This is a genomic window from Gordonia rhizosphera NBRC 16068 (assembly GCF_000298195.1).
In the GTDB taxonomy this organism is placed as follows: domain Bacteria; phylum Actinomycetota; class Actinomycetes; order Mycobacteriales; family Mycobacteriaceae; genus Gordonia; species Gordonia rhizosphera.
In genome coordinates, this window is sequence record NZ_BAHC01000185.1 from 34,323 (window position 1) to 49,084 (window position 14,762).

At 68.1% G+C, this 14,762-nt stretch carries 15 protein-coding genes; 5 read left to right on the plus strand and 10 right to left on the minus strand.

The window, feature by feature from the left end:
- Positions 1-47 precede the first annotated feature (47 nt).
- Complete coding sequence (locus tag GORHZ_RS22475; RefSeq protein WP_006337292.1) at positions 48-623, minus strand: dimethylamine monooxygenase subunit DmmA family protein; 576 nt, start codon at positions 621-623, stop codon at positions 48-50.
- Positions 624-629: 6 nt separating this feature from the next.
- Positions 630-1,016 (minus strand): cupin domain-containing protein, encoded by a 387-nt coding sequence (locus GORHZ_RS22480; RefSeq protein ID WP_006337293.1) that lies wholly within the window; start codon positions 1,014-1,016, stop codon positions 630-632.
- Positions 1,017-1,216: 200 nt separating this feature from the next.
- Here GORHZ_RS22480 and GORHZ_RS22485 point away from each other — a divergent pair, with 200 nt between their 5' ends.
- On the plus strand, positions 1,217-2,083 hold the full coding sequence (locus GORHZ_RS22485) for a ribokinase (RefSeq protein WP_006337294.1): 867 nt from the start codon (positions 1,217-1,219) through the stop codon (positions 2,081-2,083).
- A 10-nt stretch (positions 2,084-2,093) separates the two neighbouring features.
- On the opposite strand, the gene GORHZ_RS22490 is transcribed toward GORHZ_RS22485, so the two are convergent.
- Both GORHZ_RS22490 and GORHZ_RS22495 read right to left on the minus strand, forming a co-directional pair.
- On the minus strand, positions 2,094-2,870 hold the full coding sequence (locus tag GORHZ_RS22490; protein ID WP_040533017.1) for a crotonase/enoyl-CoA hydratase family protein: 777 nt from the start codon (positions 2,868-2,870) through the stop codon (positions 2,094-2,096).
- Positions 2,871-2,875: 5 nt separating this feature from the next.
- Complete coding sequence (locus tag GORHZ_RS22495; protein WP_051999038.1) at positions 2,876-4,834, minus strand: OPT family oligopeptide transporter; 1,959 nt, start codon at positions 4,832-4,834, stop codon at positions 2,876-2,878.
- A 267-nt stretch (positions 4,835-5,101) separates the two neighbouring features.
- Between GORHZ_RS22495 and trxA the strand changes: the two genes are divergently transcribed.
- The gene (trxA, locus tag GORHZ_RS22500; RefSeq protein ID WP_006337297.1) at positions 5,102-5,479 is read left to right on the plus strand and encodes a thioredoxin; all 378 of its coding nucleotides are present in this window, start codon (positions 5,102-5,104) and stop codon (positions 5,477-5,479) included.
- 18 nt (positions 5,480-5,497) lie between these two features.
- On the opposite strand, the gene GORHZ_RS22505 is transcribed toward trxA, so the two are convergent.
- On the minus strand, positions 5,498-6,217 hold the full coding sequence (locus tag GORHZ_RS22505) for a DsbA family oxidoreductase (protein WP_006337298.1): 720 nt from the start codon (positions 6,215-6,217) through the stop codon (positions 5,498-5,500).
- 183 nt (positions 6,218-6,400) lie between these two features.
- Here GORHZ_RS22505 and GORHZ_RS22510 point away from each other — a divergent pair, with 183 nt between their 5' ends.
- Positions 6,401-6,853 carry a MarR family winged helix-turn-helix transcriptional regulator gene (locus GORHZ_RS22510; protein WP_006337299.1) on the plus strand — a complete coding sequence of 151 codons (453 nt, stop codon included), beginning with the start codon at positions 6,401-6,403 and terminating at the stop codon, positions 6,851-6,853.
- A 7-nt stretch (positions 6,854-6,860) separates the two neighbouring features.
- On the opposite strand, the gene GORHZ_RS22515 is transcribed toward GORHZ_RS22510, so the two are convergent.
- From GORHZ_RS22515 to GORHZ_RS22530, 4 genes are all read right to left on the minus strand, one after another.
- Positions 6,861-8,291: a linalool dehydratase/isomerase domain-containing protein gene (locus GORHZ_RS22515; RefSeq protein ID WP_006337300.1), complete on the minus strand. Its 1,431-nt coding sequence runs from the start codon at positions 8,289-8,291 to the stop codon at positions 6,861-6,863.
- A gap of 32 nt (positions 8,292-8,323) precedes the next feature.
- Entirely contained in the window at positions 8,324-9,085 is a 762-nt protein-coding gene (locus GORHZ_RS31030; RefSeq protein WP_006337301.1) for a hypothetical protein, read from the minus strand.
- Positions 9,086-9,199: 114 nt separating this feature from the next.
- Positions 9,200-10,066, minus strand: coding sequence for an SDR family NAD(P)-dependent oxidoreductase (locus tag GORHZ_RS22525; protein WP_040533020.1), 867 nt, complete (start codon positions 10,064-10,066; stop codon positions 9,200-9,202).
- Between the two features lie 44 nt (positions 10,067-10,110).
- Entirely contained in the window at positions 10,111-11,166 is a 1,056-nt protein-coding gene (locus tag GORHZ_RS22530) for an enoyl-CoA hydratase/isomerase family protein (protein WP_006337303.1), read from the minus strand.
- Between the two features lie 44 nt (positions 11,167-11,210).
- Here GORHZ_RS22530 and GORHZ_RS22535 point away from each other — a divergent pair, with 44 nt between their 5' ends.
- Together GORHZ_RS22535 and GORHZ_RS22540 are read left to right on the plus strand one after the other, a co-directional pair.
- Positions 11,211-12,434 carry a CoA transferase gene (locus GORHZ_RS22535; protein ID WP_006337304.1) on the plus strand — a complete coding sequence of 408 codons (1,224 nt, stop codon included), beginning with the start codon at positions 11,211-11,213 and terminating at the stop codon, positions 12,432-12,434.
- The gene (locus tag GORHZ_RS22540) at positions 12,431-13,864 is read left to right on the plus strand and encodes an amidohydrolase (protein ID WP_040533022.1); all 1,434 of its coding nucleotides are present in this window, start codon (positions 12,431-12,433) and stop codon (positions 13,862-13,864) included. The genes GORHZ_RS22535 and GORHZ_RS22540 overlap by 4 nt, the downstream gene beginning before the upstream one ends.
- Here the strand turns inward: GORHZ_RS22540 and GORHZ_RS22545 are convergent.
- On the minus strand, positions 13,840-14,762 hold a 923-nt coding region (locus GORHZ_RS22545), incomplete at its 5' end, for a sulfotransferase family protein (RefSeq protein ID WP_006337306.1). The two genes, GORHZ_RS22540 and GORHZ_RS22545, sit on opposite strands and share 25 nt — an antisense overlap.

Below are 14,762 nucleotides of genomic sequence, written 5' to 3' on the forward strand. Positions count from 1 at the left end.
CGACCCGTCGCGGACCGCGTTCGTGGATGGACTGGAGATGGTCGCTGTCACTGGTGTACTCCCCCTGCACTGGCATCGGCGGGTGTCGCCGTCTCGGCGTCGACCATGAAGCCGAGGTAGGTGCCCGACCGTCGCGAGACGTGGTAGTAGATGAGTAGGTGTCGTCCGCAGCCGCGGCAGTCGATCACGTCGTCGACTCCCGCCGAGGTCGTCGTGACCGTCCGGCAATGCGGGCAGAGCACGTCGATGTCTCCGGAACCGGTTGATGCCACATGGATCTCGTCGTCGTTCAGGCCGGCGGTGACCGCCACCCCACGCAGCGCCAGGGACGCGCCGGTGGGCGCGGCGATCACCAGCCGGACACCGACGCGCGCTTCGGCGAGTTCCGCGCGCAGCGCGGCGCCGGCCCGATCGGTGTCGGGGTAGGACAACACGCGGCAGGCCGTGCCTCCGGGCAGGACCTCGGTCCACCGCCGCAGCGTGTCGTCGGCGCCCTCGCCGACACCGACGAGCAGATACGAACGTCCCGACAGTGCGGGCAGCGGGTCATCGGCCGGGGAGTCATCGGCCGGAACCGATGACCGCGCCCACACCGGGATACTCGAATAGGCGATCTGCGACATCGGATCTCAGAGGAGATCGGAGTCGCGGTGCCCGGCGTAGAAGGCCAGAGCGTAGCTCGGGGTGCTGAAGTAGATCTTCGAGCCCTTCGGGAAGAAAATGGCGTCCTTGGCCTTGGCAACGATCTTCTGCCCGGTCTCCTTGTTCTCCAACAGGAACTCACCCTCGAGCACGACCTTCATCTCGTCGTATTCGTACTCGTAGTAGAGCGGTGCGTCGGTGTTGCGGAGCTCGAAGAACCCCGAGCACATCACGCTGCCCTGCGGGTTCTCGTACACGTCACCGATGAAGCCCTCGGTGCCCGGGTACTCCGATTCGGGCATCTTGGGCAGGTTCTGCCATGCCCCGCTGGTGACGAGGAACGGGGTCGCGGTCTCGGTGCTCTCGATGGTCATGCGGATACCTCCGGGTCGATCGGTGGGGATGTGACAACGGCGCCTCTGACTAACATCAGTAGACCTTGTTCGATCTCATGAAACATCGCGACTGTTACGAGCATGTCACGCGAGGGTTCATTGATGTAAAACGTTGTCCACTGTAGGTAGACCCATCCGATTATCCGCATCCTCCGTGGCGTCGCCCGATAATCGGGTTCGTGGAGCCGAATACCTCGTCGATCGACGTCGCCGTCGTCGGCACCCTCAACATGGATGTGGTCGTCCGGGTCACCCGGATGCCCGACGTCGGCGAGACCGTCCTGGGACGTTCGCTGTCCGAGCGCCCGGGCGGCAAGGGCGCCAATCAGGCACTCGCCGCGGCGACCATCACCCCGAGCACTCTCATCGGCGCGGTCGGCGACGACGAGGCCGGCGACCGGCTACTCGCCGTCCAACGATCCGGTGGGGTCGACATCGCCCACATCGGTCGCGTCGAGGGCATCAGTGGACGGGCCGTCATCGAGGTCGACGACGCCGCCGACAACCGGATCATCGTGTTGTCGGGGGCGAATGCGGCGCTCGATGCCGCCGACGTGACGCGCGGCCTCGACGTCGTCGGACCGGGCGTCGTGCTGACCCAGCTGGAATCCCCCGGTCCGGTGACCGCCGCCGCGGCCGACTGGGCCGCGCGGCACCGACGCCGATTCATCCTCAACCCGAGTCCCGTGGCGGCGCTGGACGAGTCCATCCTGGCGGCGGCGGATCCGCTGGTGGTCAACGAGCACGAGGCGGCGTTCTATGCCGGCGGCGAGGCGTCCGACGACCCCGCGGAGCTGGCTCGGGCGCTCGGCGGGCTCGCACGGTCGGCAGTGCTCACCCTGGGCGGGCGGGGCGTGATCGTGGCCGTCGACGACGAGCTCACCCAGATCGCGGTGGCTCGAGTACGGCCGGTGGACACCACCGGTGCCGGCGACGTGTTCGTGGGCACTCTGGCCGGTCATCTCGCCCGTGGCCTGACCCTGGTGGACGCGGCCGAGAAGTCGGCGGTTGCGGCGACCGACTTCGTCGCGCGTGCCCGTGAATGACGGACGTGGGTCAGCGACTCGCCCAGCGCGCCACGCGTTCCCGATGCTCGTCACTCTGGTGCGCGAGGGGTTGCATCGCGGCCGCGAGCGTGAGTGCGGAGTCCAGCGAACTCGTGCGCGACTCGGTGAGCAGACGCTTGGCCATCCGCAGCGCGTGTCCGGGGTTGCGCGCGATGCGGTCCGCGAGTACCTGCGCCTCGGCGAGCAGGTTCTCGTCGGGCACCACGCGAGAGACCATGCCCCACGACAGCGCAGTCGGCGCGTCGATGCGGTCACCGGTGAAGGTCATCTCGGCGGCCCGCTCGTAGCCGACGACGCGCTGCAGGAACCACGACCCACCGTCGCCGGGGATCAGGCCGAGCTGTACGAAACTCTCGGCGAAGAACGCGGATTCGGCGGCCACCCGGATGTCGCACATCATCGCGAGATCACATCCGGCGCCGACGGCGGCCCCGTTGACCGCGGCGATCACCGGCACCTCGCAGCGCAGCATCGCACGCGGAATTCGCTGGATACCCTCGGCATATCCCTGCCGCTGCGCGGCCCCGCTCAGCCCGAACAGGCCCTCGCCGTCCGCCATCTCGCGGACGTTGCCGCCCGCGGAAAAGATGTGGCCGGCGCCGGTCAGGATCACCGCGCGGATCTTCTCGTCGGCGTTGGCGGCGTTCACCGCCGCCTCGAAGGCCTCGATCACCCCCTCGCCGGTGATCGCGTTCCCAACCTCTGGGAGGTTGATCGTCCAGATCTGGACGGTTCCGACGGTTGCGATGCCGAGGGGTTCTCGCACGGGTTTCAGGCCTCCACCGATTCTTTCGACGCCCACTTCTGCGTCCATTTGTACAACCATGCCGTCACCGCGGCGAATGCGAGAATACCCAGGATCTCCGACCCCGTCTGCCAACCGTCGCCGATGAACGGGAGCGCGAGCACGCTGTCGTCGCCGGTGGCGGCGACGATGGCCGCGAACACCACGTTCCACAGGCTCTCCCCGACGATGAGGCCGGTGGCGAGCAGCACGCCCATCCGCTTCTTGCGCCCGACGTTCCCGCCGCTGCGTTCGGCCCATTTGTTGTACCAGAGGCCGATGAACGCACCGATCGGGATGATCAGCGTGACGGCCATCGGCAGGTACATGCCCATACCCACCGCGAGCGGCGGCATCCGCAGCCGGCTGGAGGTCCGGGCCAGGGTCTCGTCGATGACGATCACCACGGCACCGATCAGGGCGCCGAGGCCGAGGAGGGCCCAGTCGAGGTCGCCGCCGAACACGCCCTCGGCCAGCGACGAGATCAGTCCCGCCTGCGGCGCGGGCAGCGCGTCGGGGCCGGCACCGGGGGCCCCGACGAAGCCGAAAGCGGTCTGCATCAGCTGTAGCACGGGCGGGATCACGAGGGACCCGAACGCGACGCCGATGACCAGCGCCACCTGCTGTTTCCATGGGGTCGCGCCGACGAGCTGGCCGGTTTTCAGGTCCTGCAGATTGTCGTTGGAGATGGTCGCGACCCCGAACACGATGGCCGAGGTGAACAGCGTGTAGGCGACCAGTGCGGCGGACTGCTCGGCGTCGGCGGCGCCGAAGGTCAGTTTGATCAGGACCGCGGCGACCAGCACGACGACGATACCGACCCCGGAGATCGGGCTGTTGGAGGATCCGATCAGACCGGCCATGTAGCCGCAGACCGACGCGACGACCAGTCCGATCACGAAGACGAACAACACGCTCACCGCGATGATCGATGCGGAATCCCCGGCGAGCACGGTTCCGTGCGCGAAGTCCCACAGCATGAATCCGATCGGGATCAGCAGCGCCAGCACCACACCCGCCACGAGTGTGATCGGCAGGTCCTGTTCGGTGATGTCGACCGTGGATCCCGCGCGGCGCGCCCGTGTCGAGACCAGCGCATCCTTGATGCCCCGGATGATCGGTCCGATGATCTTGAGGAGCGTCCAGATGGCGGCAATCGCGATCGCCCCGGCGCCGATGAAGCGCACATCGTTGGAGAAGGCGCTGCTCACGATGTCGGTGATGTCACCGGAGCCGGGCACATCACCCCAGGTGCGGATGGGCAGCAGGATGCCGTAGGAGAGGATGAGTCCGATCAGCATCGAGATGCCGACGGTGACGCCGACCAGGTGGCCGACGCCGATCAGCGAGAACAGCAGACTCGCACCGAACATCGTCCCACCCGACCCCACCCGAACGACCCCCGAGATCGACCCGGCGATCAGCTTGGTCTGGGTGAGGATCGAGAATGCCGCGGAGACAACACCTCCCACCAGGATGACGCGTAAGCCGCGACGGTTCTCTTCGGCACCCTGCGCGGTGTCGCCGACCTTCAGGACCTCCGCGGCGGCCTCCCCCTCCGGATAGGGCAGATCCGACCCGGTCACCAAGGCCCGCCGCAGCGGGATGGAGTACATGACGCCGAGGATGCCGCCGATGAGGCACACGGCGACGGTGGTCCAGTAGGGGAAACCCGTCCACCAGCCGATCATGATCAGGCCCGGCAGCACGAAGATGATCGCCGAGAGGGTGCCGGCCGCCGACGCGATCGTCTGCACGATGTTGTTCTCGATGACCGAATGGTCGGCAAAATAGCGCAGGATGCTCATCGAGATGACCGCCGCCGGGATGGCGGTGGCGAAGGTGAGACCCACCTTCAGTCCCAGATACACATTGGCGGCGGTGAACACCAAGGTGATCAGCCCGCCGAGGATGATCCCCCGCAGGGTCAGCTCGCGCACGCTCATCCCGGCGAGGCCCGATGGTGCCGAATCCCTGGTCGCCACTGTGGACTCCTAACCCCGACCGCTTTGGCAAGGTCCAACCGTCGATTCGGCGGCTGATCGTGAAACAACTCTAAGAGCCGAAATCGCCGGTCGGAGGGGTTTTGCGACCTATTGCCGCCGACCGGTGTCCCCGACGCGCCCACTCGGATCACGGTCGGGGAAAGTTCAGGTCACGGCCAATTCGGGAAACCGCGGAATATACCCCACTGGGTATGCATTGAACCTGGCATGACAACACGCGAGATCACCATGGAAAACTTCGACGACACCATCAAGGCCGGTGGCACCCTGCTGCTGGACTTCTGGGCCGGCTGGTGCGGACCGTGCCGCATGTTCGCCCCCGTCTTCGAGAAGGCCTCGAAGGACTATCCGGACATCGTCTTCGGCAAGGTCGACACTGAGGCGCAGCAGCAGCTCGCCGCCGGTTTCGGCATCCGGTCGATCCCGACCCTGATGGCCTTCCGCGACGGCATCCTCGTCTTCAACCAGCCCGGAGCCCTGCAGAGCGCTCAGCTCGAGCAGCTGATCGCGGCGGTCAACGACCTCGACATGGACAAGGTCCGCGCCGAGATCGCCGCCAGCGAGGCCCAGCAGACCAACGCGTGATGTCGCCCGCCGGCCCGGTCATCTCCGGGTCGGCGGGAACTCGCAGCCGTCGGGGCCGCACGCGTCGGCGGTGTCGGATTCGAGCGGCAGTTCCTGCTCATCGAAGGTGAGTTGAAGCGCCCGGGCGAAGATCTCGACGGGTTGGGCACCTGACACCGCGTAGCGGCCGCCGAACACGAAGAACGGCACCCCGGTGACGCCGAGCGCGGCCGCTTCCTGTTCGTCGCGACGCACCGCATCCGCGTAGGCGTCGGGATCGGCGAGGACCGACCGGACCTGGGCCTCGTCGAGGCCGGCCCGGACCGCGACGGCGGTGAGCCGCTCATGATCGCCGAAGAGCGGCGCATCGTCGGCGAAGTTGCCCGCGTACAGGGAGTCGAGCAGCGCTTCCTGACGCCCCTGCGCCAGCGCGAAATGCAGAACACGATGCATGTCGAAGCTGCTGCCGAAGTCCCGCCCGCCCGTCTGATACGGCAGACCCATCTCCGCGGCCTGCGCGGCGAGGCCGCGTTCATTGGCCTCGACCTGCGCCACTGAGATCCCGTACTTCTGCGCGATGTGAGCCTCGATCGGCGCACTCGCATCGGTCGGGATGGTCGGATCGAGTTCGAAGGACCGGTGCACGACGGTGACCGCGTCACTCCGGTCGAAGCTGTCGAGCGCCTGTTCGAAGCGCCGCTTGCCGAGGTAGCAGAACGGGCAGTTCACATCGGTCCAGATGTCGACCGTGACAGTCAATCTTCTTCTCCTTCTCGCCGAACACTCGTCATCGTCTCCAACGCGACCCGACCGCAAGGTGTTCCACCACCCACCGTTCCACCACCCGCAGCGGCGCCGCCGTCGACATCGGTAGGCTGGCATCTGCGCAGGTCGGCTGCCTGCCCACCTGCGGCGGGGACGGGAAGGGGACGGCGAACGACGATGGGCTCGGATCCGATCACCGATCTGGAAGCGGAACTCGCCGACTTCTGGCGGCGCGGGCGTACCCGCACGCGCCAGCGTGCCCGAGCCATCGACGCGCGCCTCGATCCGACGTGCTACCCATTGCTGGTGCTGCTGTCCCGCCACGACGCGGTGCCCATGTCGACGCTGATCCACAAACTCGAACTCGAGAAGTCCACCGTCACCCGCCAGATCGACGCCGTCGTCCGCCTCGGCCTCGTGGAACGCCGGCCCGATCCCGAAGATGCGCGGGCCCGCCGAGTGGCGTTGACCGAACTGGGCCGACAGCGGCTCGACGAGGTCGTCGCCTCCGCTGTCGCGGTCTGGCGCGAGCGACTGTCCCTGTGGGATCCGGACGATATTCGCACACTCACCCGACTGCTGCGCCGGCTCGACGACAGCGACCAACAGGCGCGCGCCACCGACCCGTAGCGCCCGCTCAGGCGAGAGGCTCGACCCGGAACTCATACCGCCTGGAGACGGTTATATCCACGAGCGCGGTGCCGTCGGCGCCTGGCACCAACTCGGTGACGACTGCTCCGGAGACCTTGTAGCGGCGTCCGGGAATGAGGCGTCCGACCTTCACGGTCGTGCGCACGGGACGCATTCCGGGGCGGAACACCACGTCGAGCGCGCGGCCGTCGGTGACCGCCTTGGCGACCAGGAGATCCGGGTAGGGCGCCGCCTCCAGGATCGGGCCGGATCGCCACTCGGCGGGGACCTCACCGTTGGCGAGACCGCGCAACGAGTCCTTCGAGACGAAGCGCGAAAAGGCGTGGGCACAATTCGCCCAGGTCGACACACCTTCGAGCTTGTGAGCACCCGACGGCGACACCTCGGTCTCGAACCGCTCGTCGATGCTCGCCGTCACCGCGTCTGCGACCTCGTCGTCGCCCATCTCGAGGGCCGCGATCGCCACGTTGGTCCATGCCCAGGCGTCGCCCATCCGATAGGAGCCGACGTCGAGGTTGTCGATCGGTGCGGTCAGGAGCTCGGCGCGTCCGTTGCGCAGCCAGATCCGACGCTCGCGCAGGATCTCCCAGGTGTCGTTCGCCAGGTCCGGCATGACGCAGTTCAGCCAGTAGGTCATCACCGCGTCGTTGGACAGCGTCGGCGGCAGCTTGAGACCGGCCGGGCCGAGGCCGAATCGGAATCGTCCGCCGGGCGTGATGAAACCGTTGCGGTGGAACGAGTCACGGATCTGCTCGACGAGATCGCCGGTCAGGTCGGCGTCGTGCAGCCGGTCGTAGCCCTTCAGACCGACGACGGCAACGGCGTTGCACATCGGATAGATCAGGTGCGGCTCGCACGGGTACAGGGTCACCTTGCTGTCGCGCATGTTCTTCTCGATCGCGCCGGCGATCGATCCGAACCCGTAGTCGTAGCGGGTGCGCCGGTTCCACACCAGCGGCAGGGAGCCGTCGTCATGGAAACCCCGGTCGTCGTTGAGGGTTTCGTAAAAGGCGAGCATGGTGGCGAAGAACCCCGTATACATGACGTTGGCGAACACCATGGGGTCGGGATTCCACCGCAGATAGCCGGCCAGACGTTCCGCGGCCCAATACCCCCACACCCGCTTGTCGCACATCTTGCGGATCAGATTGGCTTGCGCCTCTTGCAGATACCCGGTGAACGCCGGCGTCCGGGTGTACTGGGCCGTCGAGAGTCCGTAGCACGCGTAGTTGAGCTGATAGCGCAGTGCGCTCCCGCCGATCTGTTCGAGTCGGGTGAATCCGGTGAAACTGTCGACCGGCTGCAGCGCGAGATCGAGCAGATACCGCTGCGCGGCGAGGTCCTCCGGGCTCGACTCGACGACCACCGGCTGTTGCGGCGCGGGTGGGTTGATCTCATGAGATGCGATGGCGGTCAAGGTCATCCTAAGTGGTGCTGTTCGTGAATTCGTCAGGGGTATTTCGGTGGAGCGATGGGCGACTGGCAAGGCGGAGGAGGGAGCGATGACAGCGTCATCGTGACCGACGACAACGCCGCCAGTCGTTCATCGAACACCGAAGACCCCGGCGAACTCACGGACAGCACCACTAAGGTCGGTGCCGGCCTGTGGACGGCTGTGTTGACGGAGTTGCGGTGTCTGCGGATGGGCAGGGTGCGGAGGAACAGCAGGAGTAGTCCGACGACGACGGCCAGCGCGGGAGCTCCATGCAGGGCGCCGTTCACCAGCGGCGCGGAGATCGCATAGAAGCCGGCGAGATCGACGTCGAGGACCACGAGGACCAGGGAGGTGGCGCCGGCGCCGAGTCCGGCACATCCGACGATCTGCGGGATCGTCAGCGGATCGCATCCGTGTCGGCGGAGTCGTGAGGCTTGCCGCAGCAGCATCGCCGCGGCCACCACCAGAAGCGTCGATCGGATCACCCACACCACGGTCGGCCCGGTGTCGGATGCGACGCCCGCGATCAGCAGCGCCGCTCCCCCGATGAGATAGAGCGCGATGGCCAGCGCCGCGAACCGCAGGGTCCAGGAGACGACGGCGATACGCTGATCGAGCCAGGTCACGGGCGGTGCTGACGCCACGGCCGGCCCCGCCGTGGCACCCGGCACCCCACGGGTCGCCATCGGTGCGAACCCGCCGTCATCGATGCGGGAACGCCAAGGCATGAGGCGGTGGATGACCACGACCATGATCGCCGCGACGATGCAGCACACCGTGGGACACCTCCGGCCCGTCCGAACATTGCGATGAGACGAACTCACAATATCGTCCCAACGACGAGTTCGGAATCGAACTACGCCGGAACGTCGACCGTGCAAGCCAGGACGTCAGAGCGGCCACGCGGTCCCGGTCAATCGTTCCGCGGTCGCCCACAGACGTGCGGCGACGTCGAAGTCGCAGGCGGCCTTCGACCGTCCGAACAGCACCGGATCGCCGCGCAACGCTCCGATGCCGTCGACACCGACGTAGCTGCCGGGGGCGATCGGCTGTGTCAGGCAGTAGAGCGTGGTCTGGGCGCCGGCGTCGATGTCGTTGGCGAACGCCGACGCGGCACCGTGAACCAACCGGTGCGCGAACCCCAGATGCGGCTTGTTGGAGATGTTGGACGCCACCCACCCCGGCGTCGTGAGCATCGCGGTGACCGGTGACCCGGCGGTCCGCAACCGGCGGTCGAGTTCGAGGCCCCACAGCATCACCGCCAGTTTGGACCGGGCATACGCGCGGGCCGGATTCCATTTCCCGTGGTCCAGGTCCAGATTGGTGGGGTCGATGCGGGCCGACTTGTGCGCGTCGGACGCCACGCACACGATCTGCCGCTCGATATCCGGCAGCAACAGATTCGTCAGTGCGAACGGACCGAGGAAGTTCGTGCCGATACCCAACTCGAAACCATCGGCGGTGCGGGCGTGCCGGTGCGGAAAGACGCCGGCGTTGTTGATGAGGTAATCGATCGGACCCTCGAGGCGCTCCGCGAAGCCACGGACCGACGCGAGATCGGCGAGATCGAGTTCGATGACCTCACAGTCCCCGCCGAACTCGGTCGCCCGCGTCGCGCCGAGCGCGACGTCACGTACCGCGAGGACCACCCGCAGCCCCGCGCGGGCGAGCGCGCGGGCCGTCGCCAGCCCCAACCCGTGAGTCGCTCCGGTGACCACCGCGCGCCGACCGGCGAGGCTTTCCAGTCCCAAGTCCATCTGCACAGTCAACACCTGCGGCGCCCCGCCATGCGAAGGGCGGCTCAGGCCACCGCGTCGACGAGCCCCCATTCGAGCGCTTGGGACGCATCGATCGCGGCACCCGTCACGAACAGGTGCAGGGCCCGCCAGCGCCCTATGCGTCGCGGCACGCTCACCGTGCCTCCGGCGCCGGGGATGAGGCCCATCTGCACCTCGGGCAAGCGCAGAACGGTGTCCGACGCCGCGACGATCCGCCCGGCGAAGGCGGGGATCTCGATGCCCGCCCCCACGCAGTGTCCGTGCAGTCGCACCTCCACACGGTCGGCGAGTTGGGCCATCAAACGTCCTGCGCCGCCACGGGTTCGGATCAGGTGTGCGGTCGTCGTGTCGGGCATGTGGCCGAACTCGTCGAGGTCGCCGCCGGCGCAGAACGAGGAACCGGCGCCGTCGAGGATCACCGCGCCGATCGTGTCGTCGAGCAGCGGTAGCCGCAGTGCTTCGACGAGGGCGTCGCGCAGCGCGGTGCCGTAGGCGTTGCGCCGTTCGGGCCTGTTCAGCGTGACGTGCAGGGTGTCGCCACGCCGCTCGACCAGGACGGGGTCGGCGGGGGGCGCAGGTGGCAGGGGCCTGCCGAGATGTCGGCGCTCGTCGAGCCACCCACCGAACTCGGTGCCGCCCTGCAAGGTCGAATAGCCCAGCGACTCCACGTCGATCGCCTCCGGGACCGGCAATGTCTCGGAGACACGCACCACCTGCGCCGCGACGAGAGAGGCCTGCGGGTATGAGGCCACTGCGGCAGTGAACGCGTCGATCGCTGCGTCGACGTCGTCGACACCGATGACCGACCGATGATCAGCGGGCCGGGCTGCGTAGGTGAGGTCGAACGCCTCGGTCAGCGGTACCAGCTCGACGGGAAGCGTGGCCGATGCGCGGCCGACGACGATCCGGTCGAGCGCGGGCACGCGGACGATGGCCCGCTCGACAGCGGCCGGGTCCGCGTCGTCGAGGTCGACGATGACGACCGGTTCGGCGAGTTGCCCTCCGTCGCCGAGAATCGGCAGGTCCGCGGCGCCGTCGGCGAGGTCCGCCACGGTCACGATTCGTACACGCGAGTCCATCCACACCATCCTGGAGAGGTCCGCACGGAATGTAGCATCGCCGTGTGTCGACCCCTGCGCCCCGCGACCCGGTGCGGGACTGGGCGCAGAGCGGTGTCGCCGCACTGACCGGGCGGCCCGACGGCCCGCCGGTCATCCCGCCCGGCCGCGCCGCCACCGTCGCACGGGAACTCGCCGACCGGATCACGGACGCCAGCGGAGGGCGGGTACGGCTCGACGGTGCACTCCTACTGTCCGAACGCGCGGCCTTCACCGAACGCCACCGGGCCGGTGCCATCTCGGTCGGCGGTTCCTGCCGGCTGTTGCCCACATCCGACGGCTGGGCGGCGGTGTCCTGTGCGCGACCCGACGATCCCTCGCTGCTCGGCGCGCTGGTGGGTGCCGACGTCGACGACGACCCGTGGCCCGCGGTGGAATCATGGTTGCGGGAGCACAGTGGGGCCGACCTGGCCGAGCGCGCCGAGTTGCTGGGCGTCGCCGCAGGCCCGGTGTTGCGCCCCGAACCCCCGCCGGTGCCGCCCACTCCGCTGCGGCCCCGTGACGTGTCGGGCCTGCTCGTCGTCGACTTCAGCGCGCTGTGGGCCGGTCCGCTGTGCGCGCACGTGCTCGGGCTGGCCGGGGCGCGGGTGGTCAAGGTCGAGACTCCGTCGCGTCCCGATGGGGCGCGCCGCGGCAACGCCGGGTTCTATCGGCTGTTGCACGGCGGTCACGAGTCGGTCGTCCTCGATCCCGCGGAAACCGGTGACCGGGCGGCGCTGGCGGCACTCGTCGCCGCGGCGGATATCGTCATCGAGGCGTCCCGTCCCCGCGCCCTCATCGGCTTCGGTCTGGACGCTGAGGATTTCGTCTCCCGGGGTGGAACATGGGTGTCGATCACCGCGCACGGCCGCGCCTCGGGACGTATCGGCTTCGGCGACGACATCGCAGCATCCGCCGGGCTCGTCGCCGTCGACGCTGACGGCCCGATGTTCGTCGGCGACGCGATCGCCGATCCGCTGGCCGGGCTCACCGCCGCCGCTCTCGCGATGTCCATGGCGACCGACCGGCCCGGGATGCTGTGGGAGGTGGCGATGTCGGCGGTGGTCGCCGCAACCCTGACCGACGACGTTGCGCCACCGCCGTATCGAACCGACGGCGGCTGGTGGGTGGACTCCGATTTCGGACCGGTCGAGATCGCCGGGCCCCGACGACGCGAGCTCGCGGGTATGGCGCCGGAGTCGGGCCGAGACACCGACAGCGTGTTGGCCGACCTCGGGCTGCGACGATGACCGCAATGCTGCTGCGTCGTGTGGAGTTGCCCGACGGCATCAGCGATGTCGCGATCCGCGACGGTCGCATCACCGCCATCGCCGCACACCTCGACACCCACATCGCGGGCCCTGATGCGACGGTCATCGACGGCCACGGCGGCGCTCTGATCCCCGGCCTGCACGATCACCACATCCATCTGTTCGCGACCGCGGCGGCCGCCGACTCGATCCACTGTGGCCCGCCGGAGGTTCGCACCCGCGAGGAGTTGGCTCGGGTGCTGCGGAATGCGCCGGGCAACGGGTGGATTCGCGGAGTCGGCTACGTCGAGACCGTTGCCGGACCGCTCGACAGCCGAGCACTCGATCGCATCGAGACCCGACGGCCGATGCGGATTCAGCACCGCAGCGGAGCCCTGTGGGTACTCAATTCGGTCGCGGCGGCACTCGTCGGCCTCGACGGCGCCGACCATCCGGGCATCGAACGTGACAACACCGGCGCCGCGACCGGGCGACTCTTTCGGGCCGACAACTGGTTACGGGATCGCCTTCCCGATGACGGCCCACCCGATCTGCGAGCACTCGGCGCGCGGCTGGCCCGGTTCGGGATCACCGGGGTGACCGAGGCGACCCCCGATCTGTCGCCGGTGACGATGACCGCGCTGATCGACGCGCACGTGAAAGGTGCCATCCCCCAGCGGCTTCACCTGCTCGGCGCTCCGATCGGTGTCGACACCGTAGCGTGGCCGGCCACCGTCACGGTCGGCCCGTCCAAGATCGTGCTGGCCGACTCGGGACTGCCCGACTTCTCCGAGCTCGTCGAGACCATCCGACGAGCCCACGACGCCGGCCGCGCCGTTGCGGTGCACTGTGTCAGTCGGATCGCGTTGGTGTTGTTGGTCGCCGCGCTCGACGAGGCCGGGGCCGTGCCCGGAGATCGGATCGAGCACGGTTCGGTGATCCCGGCCGAGCTCGTCGGGGATCTGGCACGCAACGGGATCTGCGTCGTGACCCAGCCCGGGTTCCTCGCGCACCGAGGTGACGACTACCTCGAGCGGGTCGACGCCGACGATCTGCCCGACCTGTATCGGTGTCGCTCGCTCCTCGACGGCGGTGTCGGGCTGGCATTGTCGAGCGACGCCCCGTACGGTCCGCTGGACCCGTGGACCGTCATCTCCGCGGCCGCCGACCGGAGGGCGCCGACCGGCGTCGTCGTCGGCCCCGAGGAACGGATCGGCACCGACGAGGCCCTGGTCGGCTACCTCACCCGGCCCGAGCGCCCCGGCCGCGACCCGCGCACGGTCGAGGTCGGTGCGTCCGCGGATCTGGTGCTCCTGGACCGCGCCCTGCGTGAGGAACTCGCGGAACCGACCTCGGAATCGGTGCGCTGCACCATCGTTCGTGGGGAGATCGTCTACCAGAAGTCTCACAGGTCGAACGCCGCGCGGTAGCGCGCATACACCGCGTTCACCTCGGCCTCTCTGATCCCGAACTCCTCGAGGGTGTATCGGTGCACGCCGTGCGCGTTCTGGGCGTGCCCGGCCCGATGCTCCTCCATCCGGGACCGAGTCGAGTCGGTGAGAACGAAACCCGCAGCGGCATAGATGCGTTCGACCTGGGCCATCGGATCGTCGATCAGGTCGTCGTAGCGGACGTCGAGGAACACGTCGGGCCGGATGGCACGAACATCCAGCGCGCGGTCGACCATGTCACCGTTTCGCCGCAGCCAATGCCGGGCCACCGCTTCGGCATCGACATGATCGCTGAACATCGAATGTCCGTGGGCCAGCATGCTGGAGAATGACGCCGTGGTGCGCAGCGGGTCGCGGTGGGTTTGCACGATCACCGCATCGGGGAACACGTCGAGCAGCGTGTCGAGGTGTTCGAGGTGGGCGGGAGTCTTGAGGACCCAACGGGGCCGCGGATTCTGGAACGCCAGAACCTGCAGCAATGTCTTCAGGTACGCATATGATCCGTGCATGTCCTGGTGGGCCAGCCAGTCGGCGTAAGATGGCACGGTCAGCATCGCCTCGGGAACCTGCGACAGCAGCGAATACTCCTGCAGCAGCACGTCTTCCTCCGGTCCGTCGGCCTCCACCGCGTGGATCGCGAAGAATTGAGGGTTCAGGTAGCGCAACGACCATTCGGCAAGTCTGGTCTGGGCGATGCGCACCGTCGGTTTGCCCGGCTTCTCGTGCTTGCGCGGAAGGACGTGCACGACCTCCCACGACCCGACCGACCGCATCTGCGGGTCCGCGCCGATCAGTCGGTGCAGCATGGTGGTTCCGCTACGCTGCAGCCCGGCGATGACGATCGGCGGAGTGATGGGCAGATCGGTGATCTCAGGGT

Coding starts and splice junctions, on each gene's coding strand:
- GORHZ_RS22475 (WP_006337292.1), bottom strand. CDS start 623: ATGTCGCAGATCGCCTATTCGAGTATCCCGGTGTGGGCGCGGTCATCG.
- GORHZ_RS22480 (WP_006337293.1), bottom strand. CDS start 1,016: ATGACCATCGAGAGCACCGAGACCGCGACCCCGTTCCTCGTCACCAGC.
- GORHZ_RS22495 (WP_051999038.1), bottom strand. CDS start 4,834: ATGAGCGTGCGCGAGCTGACCCTGCGGGGGATCATCCTCGGCGGGCTG.
- trxA (WP_006337297.1), top strand. CDS start 5,102: ATGACAACACGCGAGATCACCATGGAAAACTTCGACGACACCATCAAG.
- GORHZ_RS22510 (WP_006337299.1), top strand. CDS start 6,401: ATGGGCTCGGATCCGATCACCGATCTGGAAGCGGAACTCGCCGACTTC.
- GORHZ_RS22525 (WP_040533020.1), bottom strand. CDS start 10,066: ATGGACTTGGGACTGGAAAGCCTCGCCGGTCGGCGCGCGGTGGTCACC.
- GORHZ_RS22530 (WP_006337303.1), bottom strand. CDS start 11,166: ATGGACTCGCGTGTACGAATCGTGACCGTGGCGGACCTCGCCGACGGC.
- GORHZ_RS22540 (WP_040533022.1), top strand. CDS start 12,431: ATGACCGCAATGCTGCTGCGTCGTGTGGAGTTGCCCGACGGCATCAGC.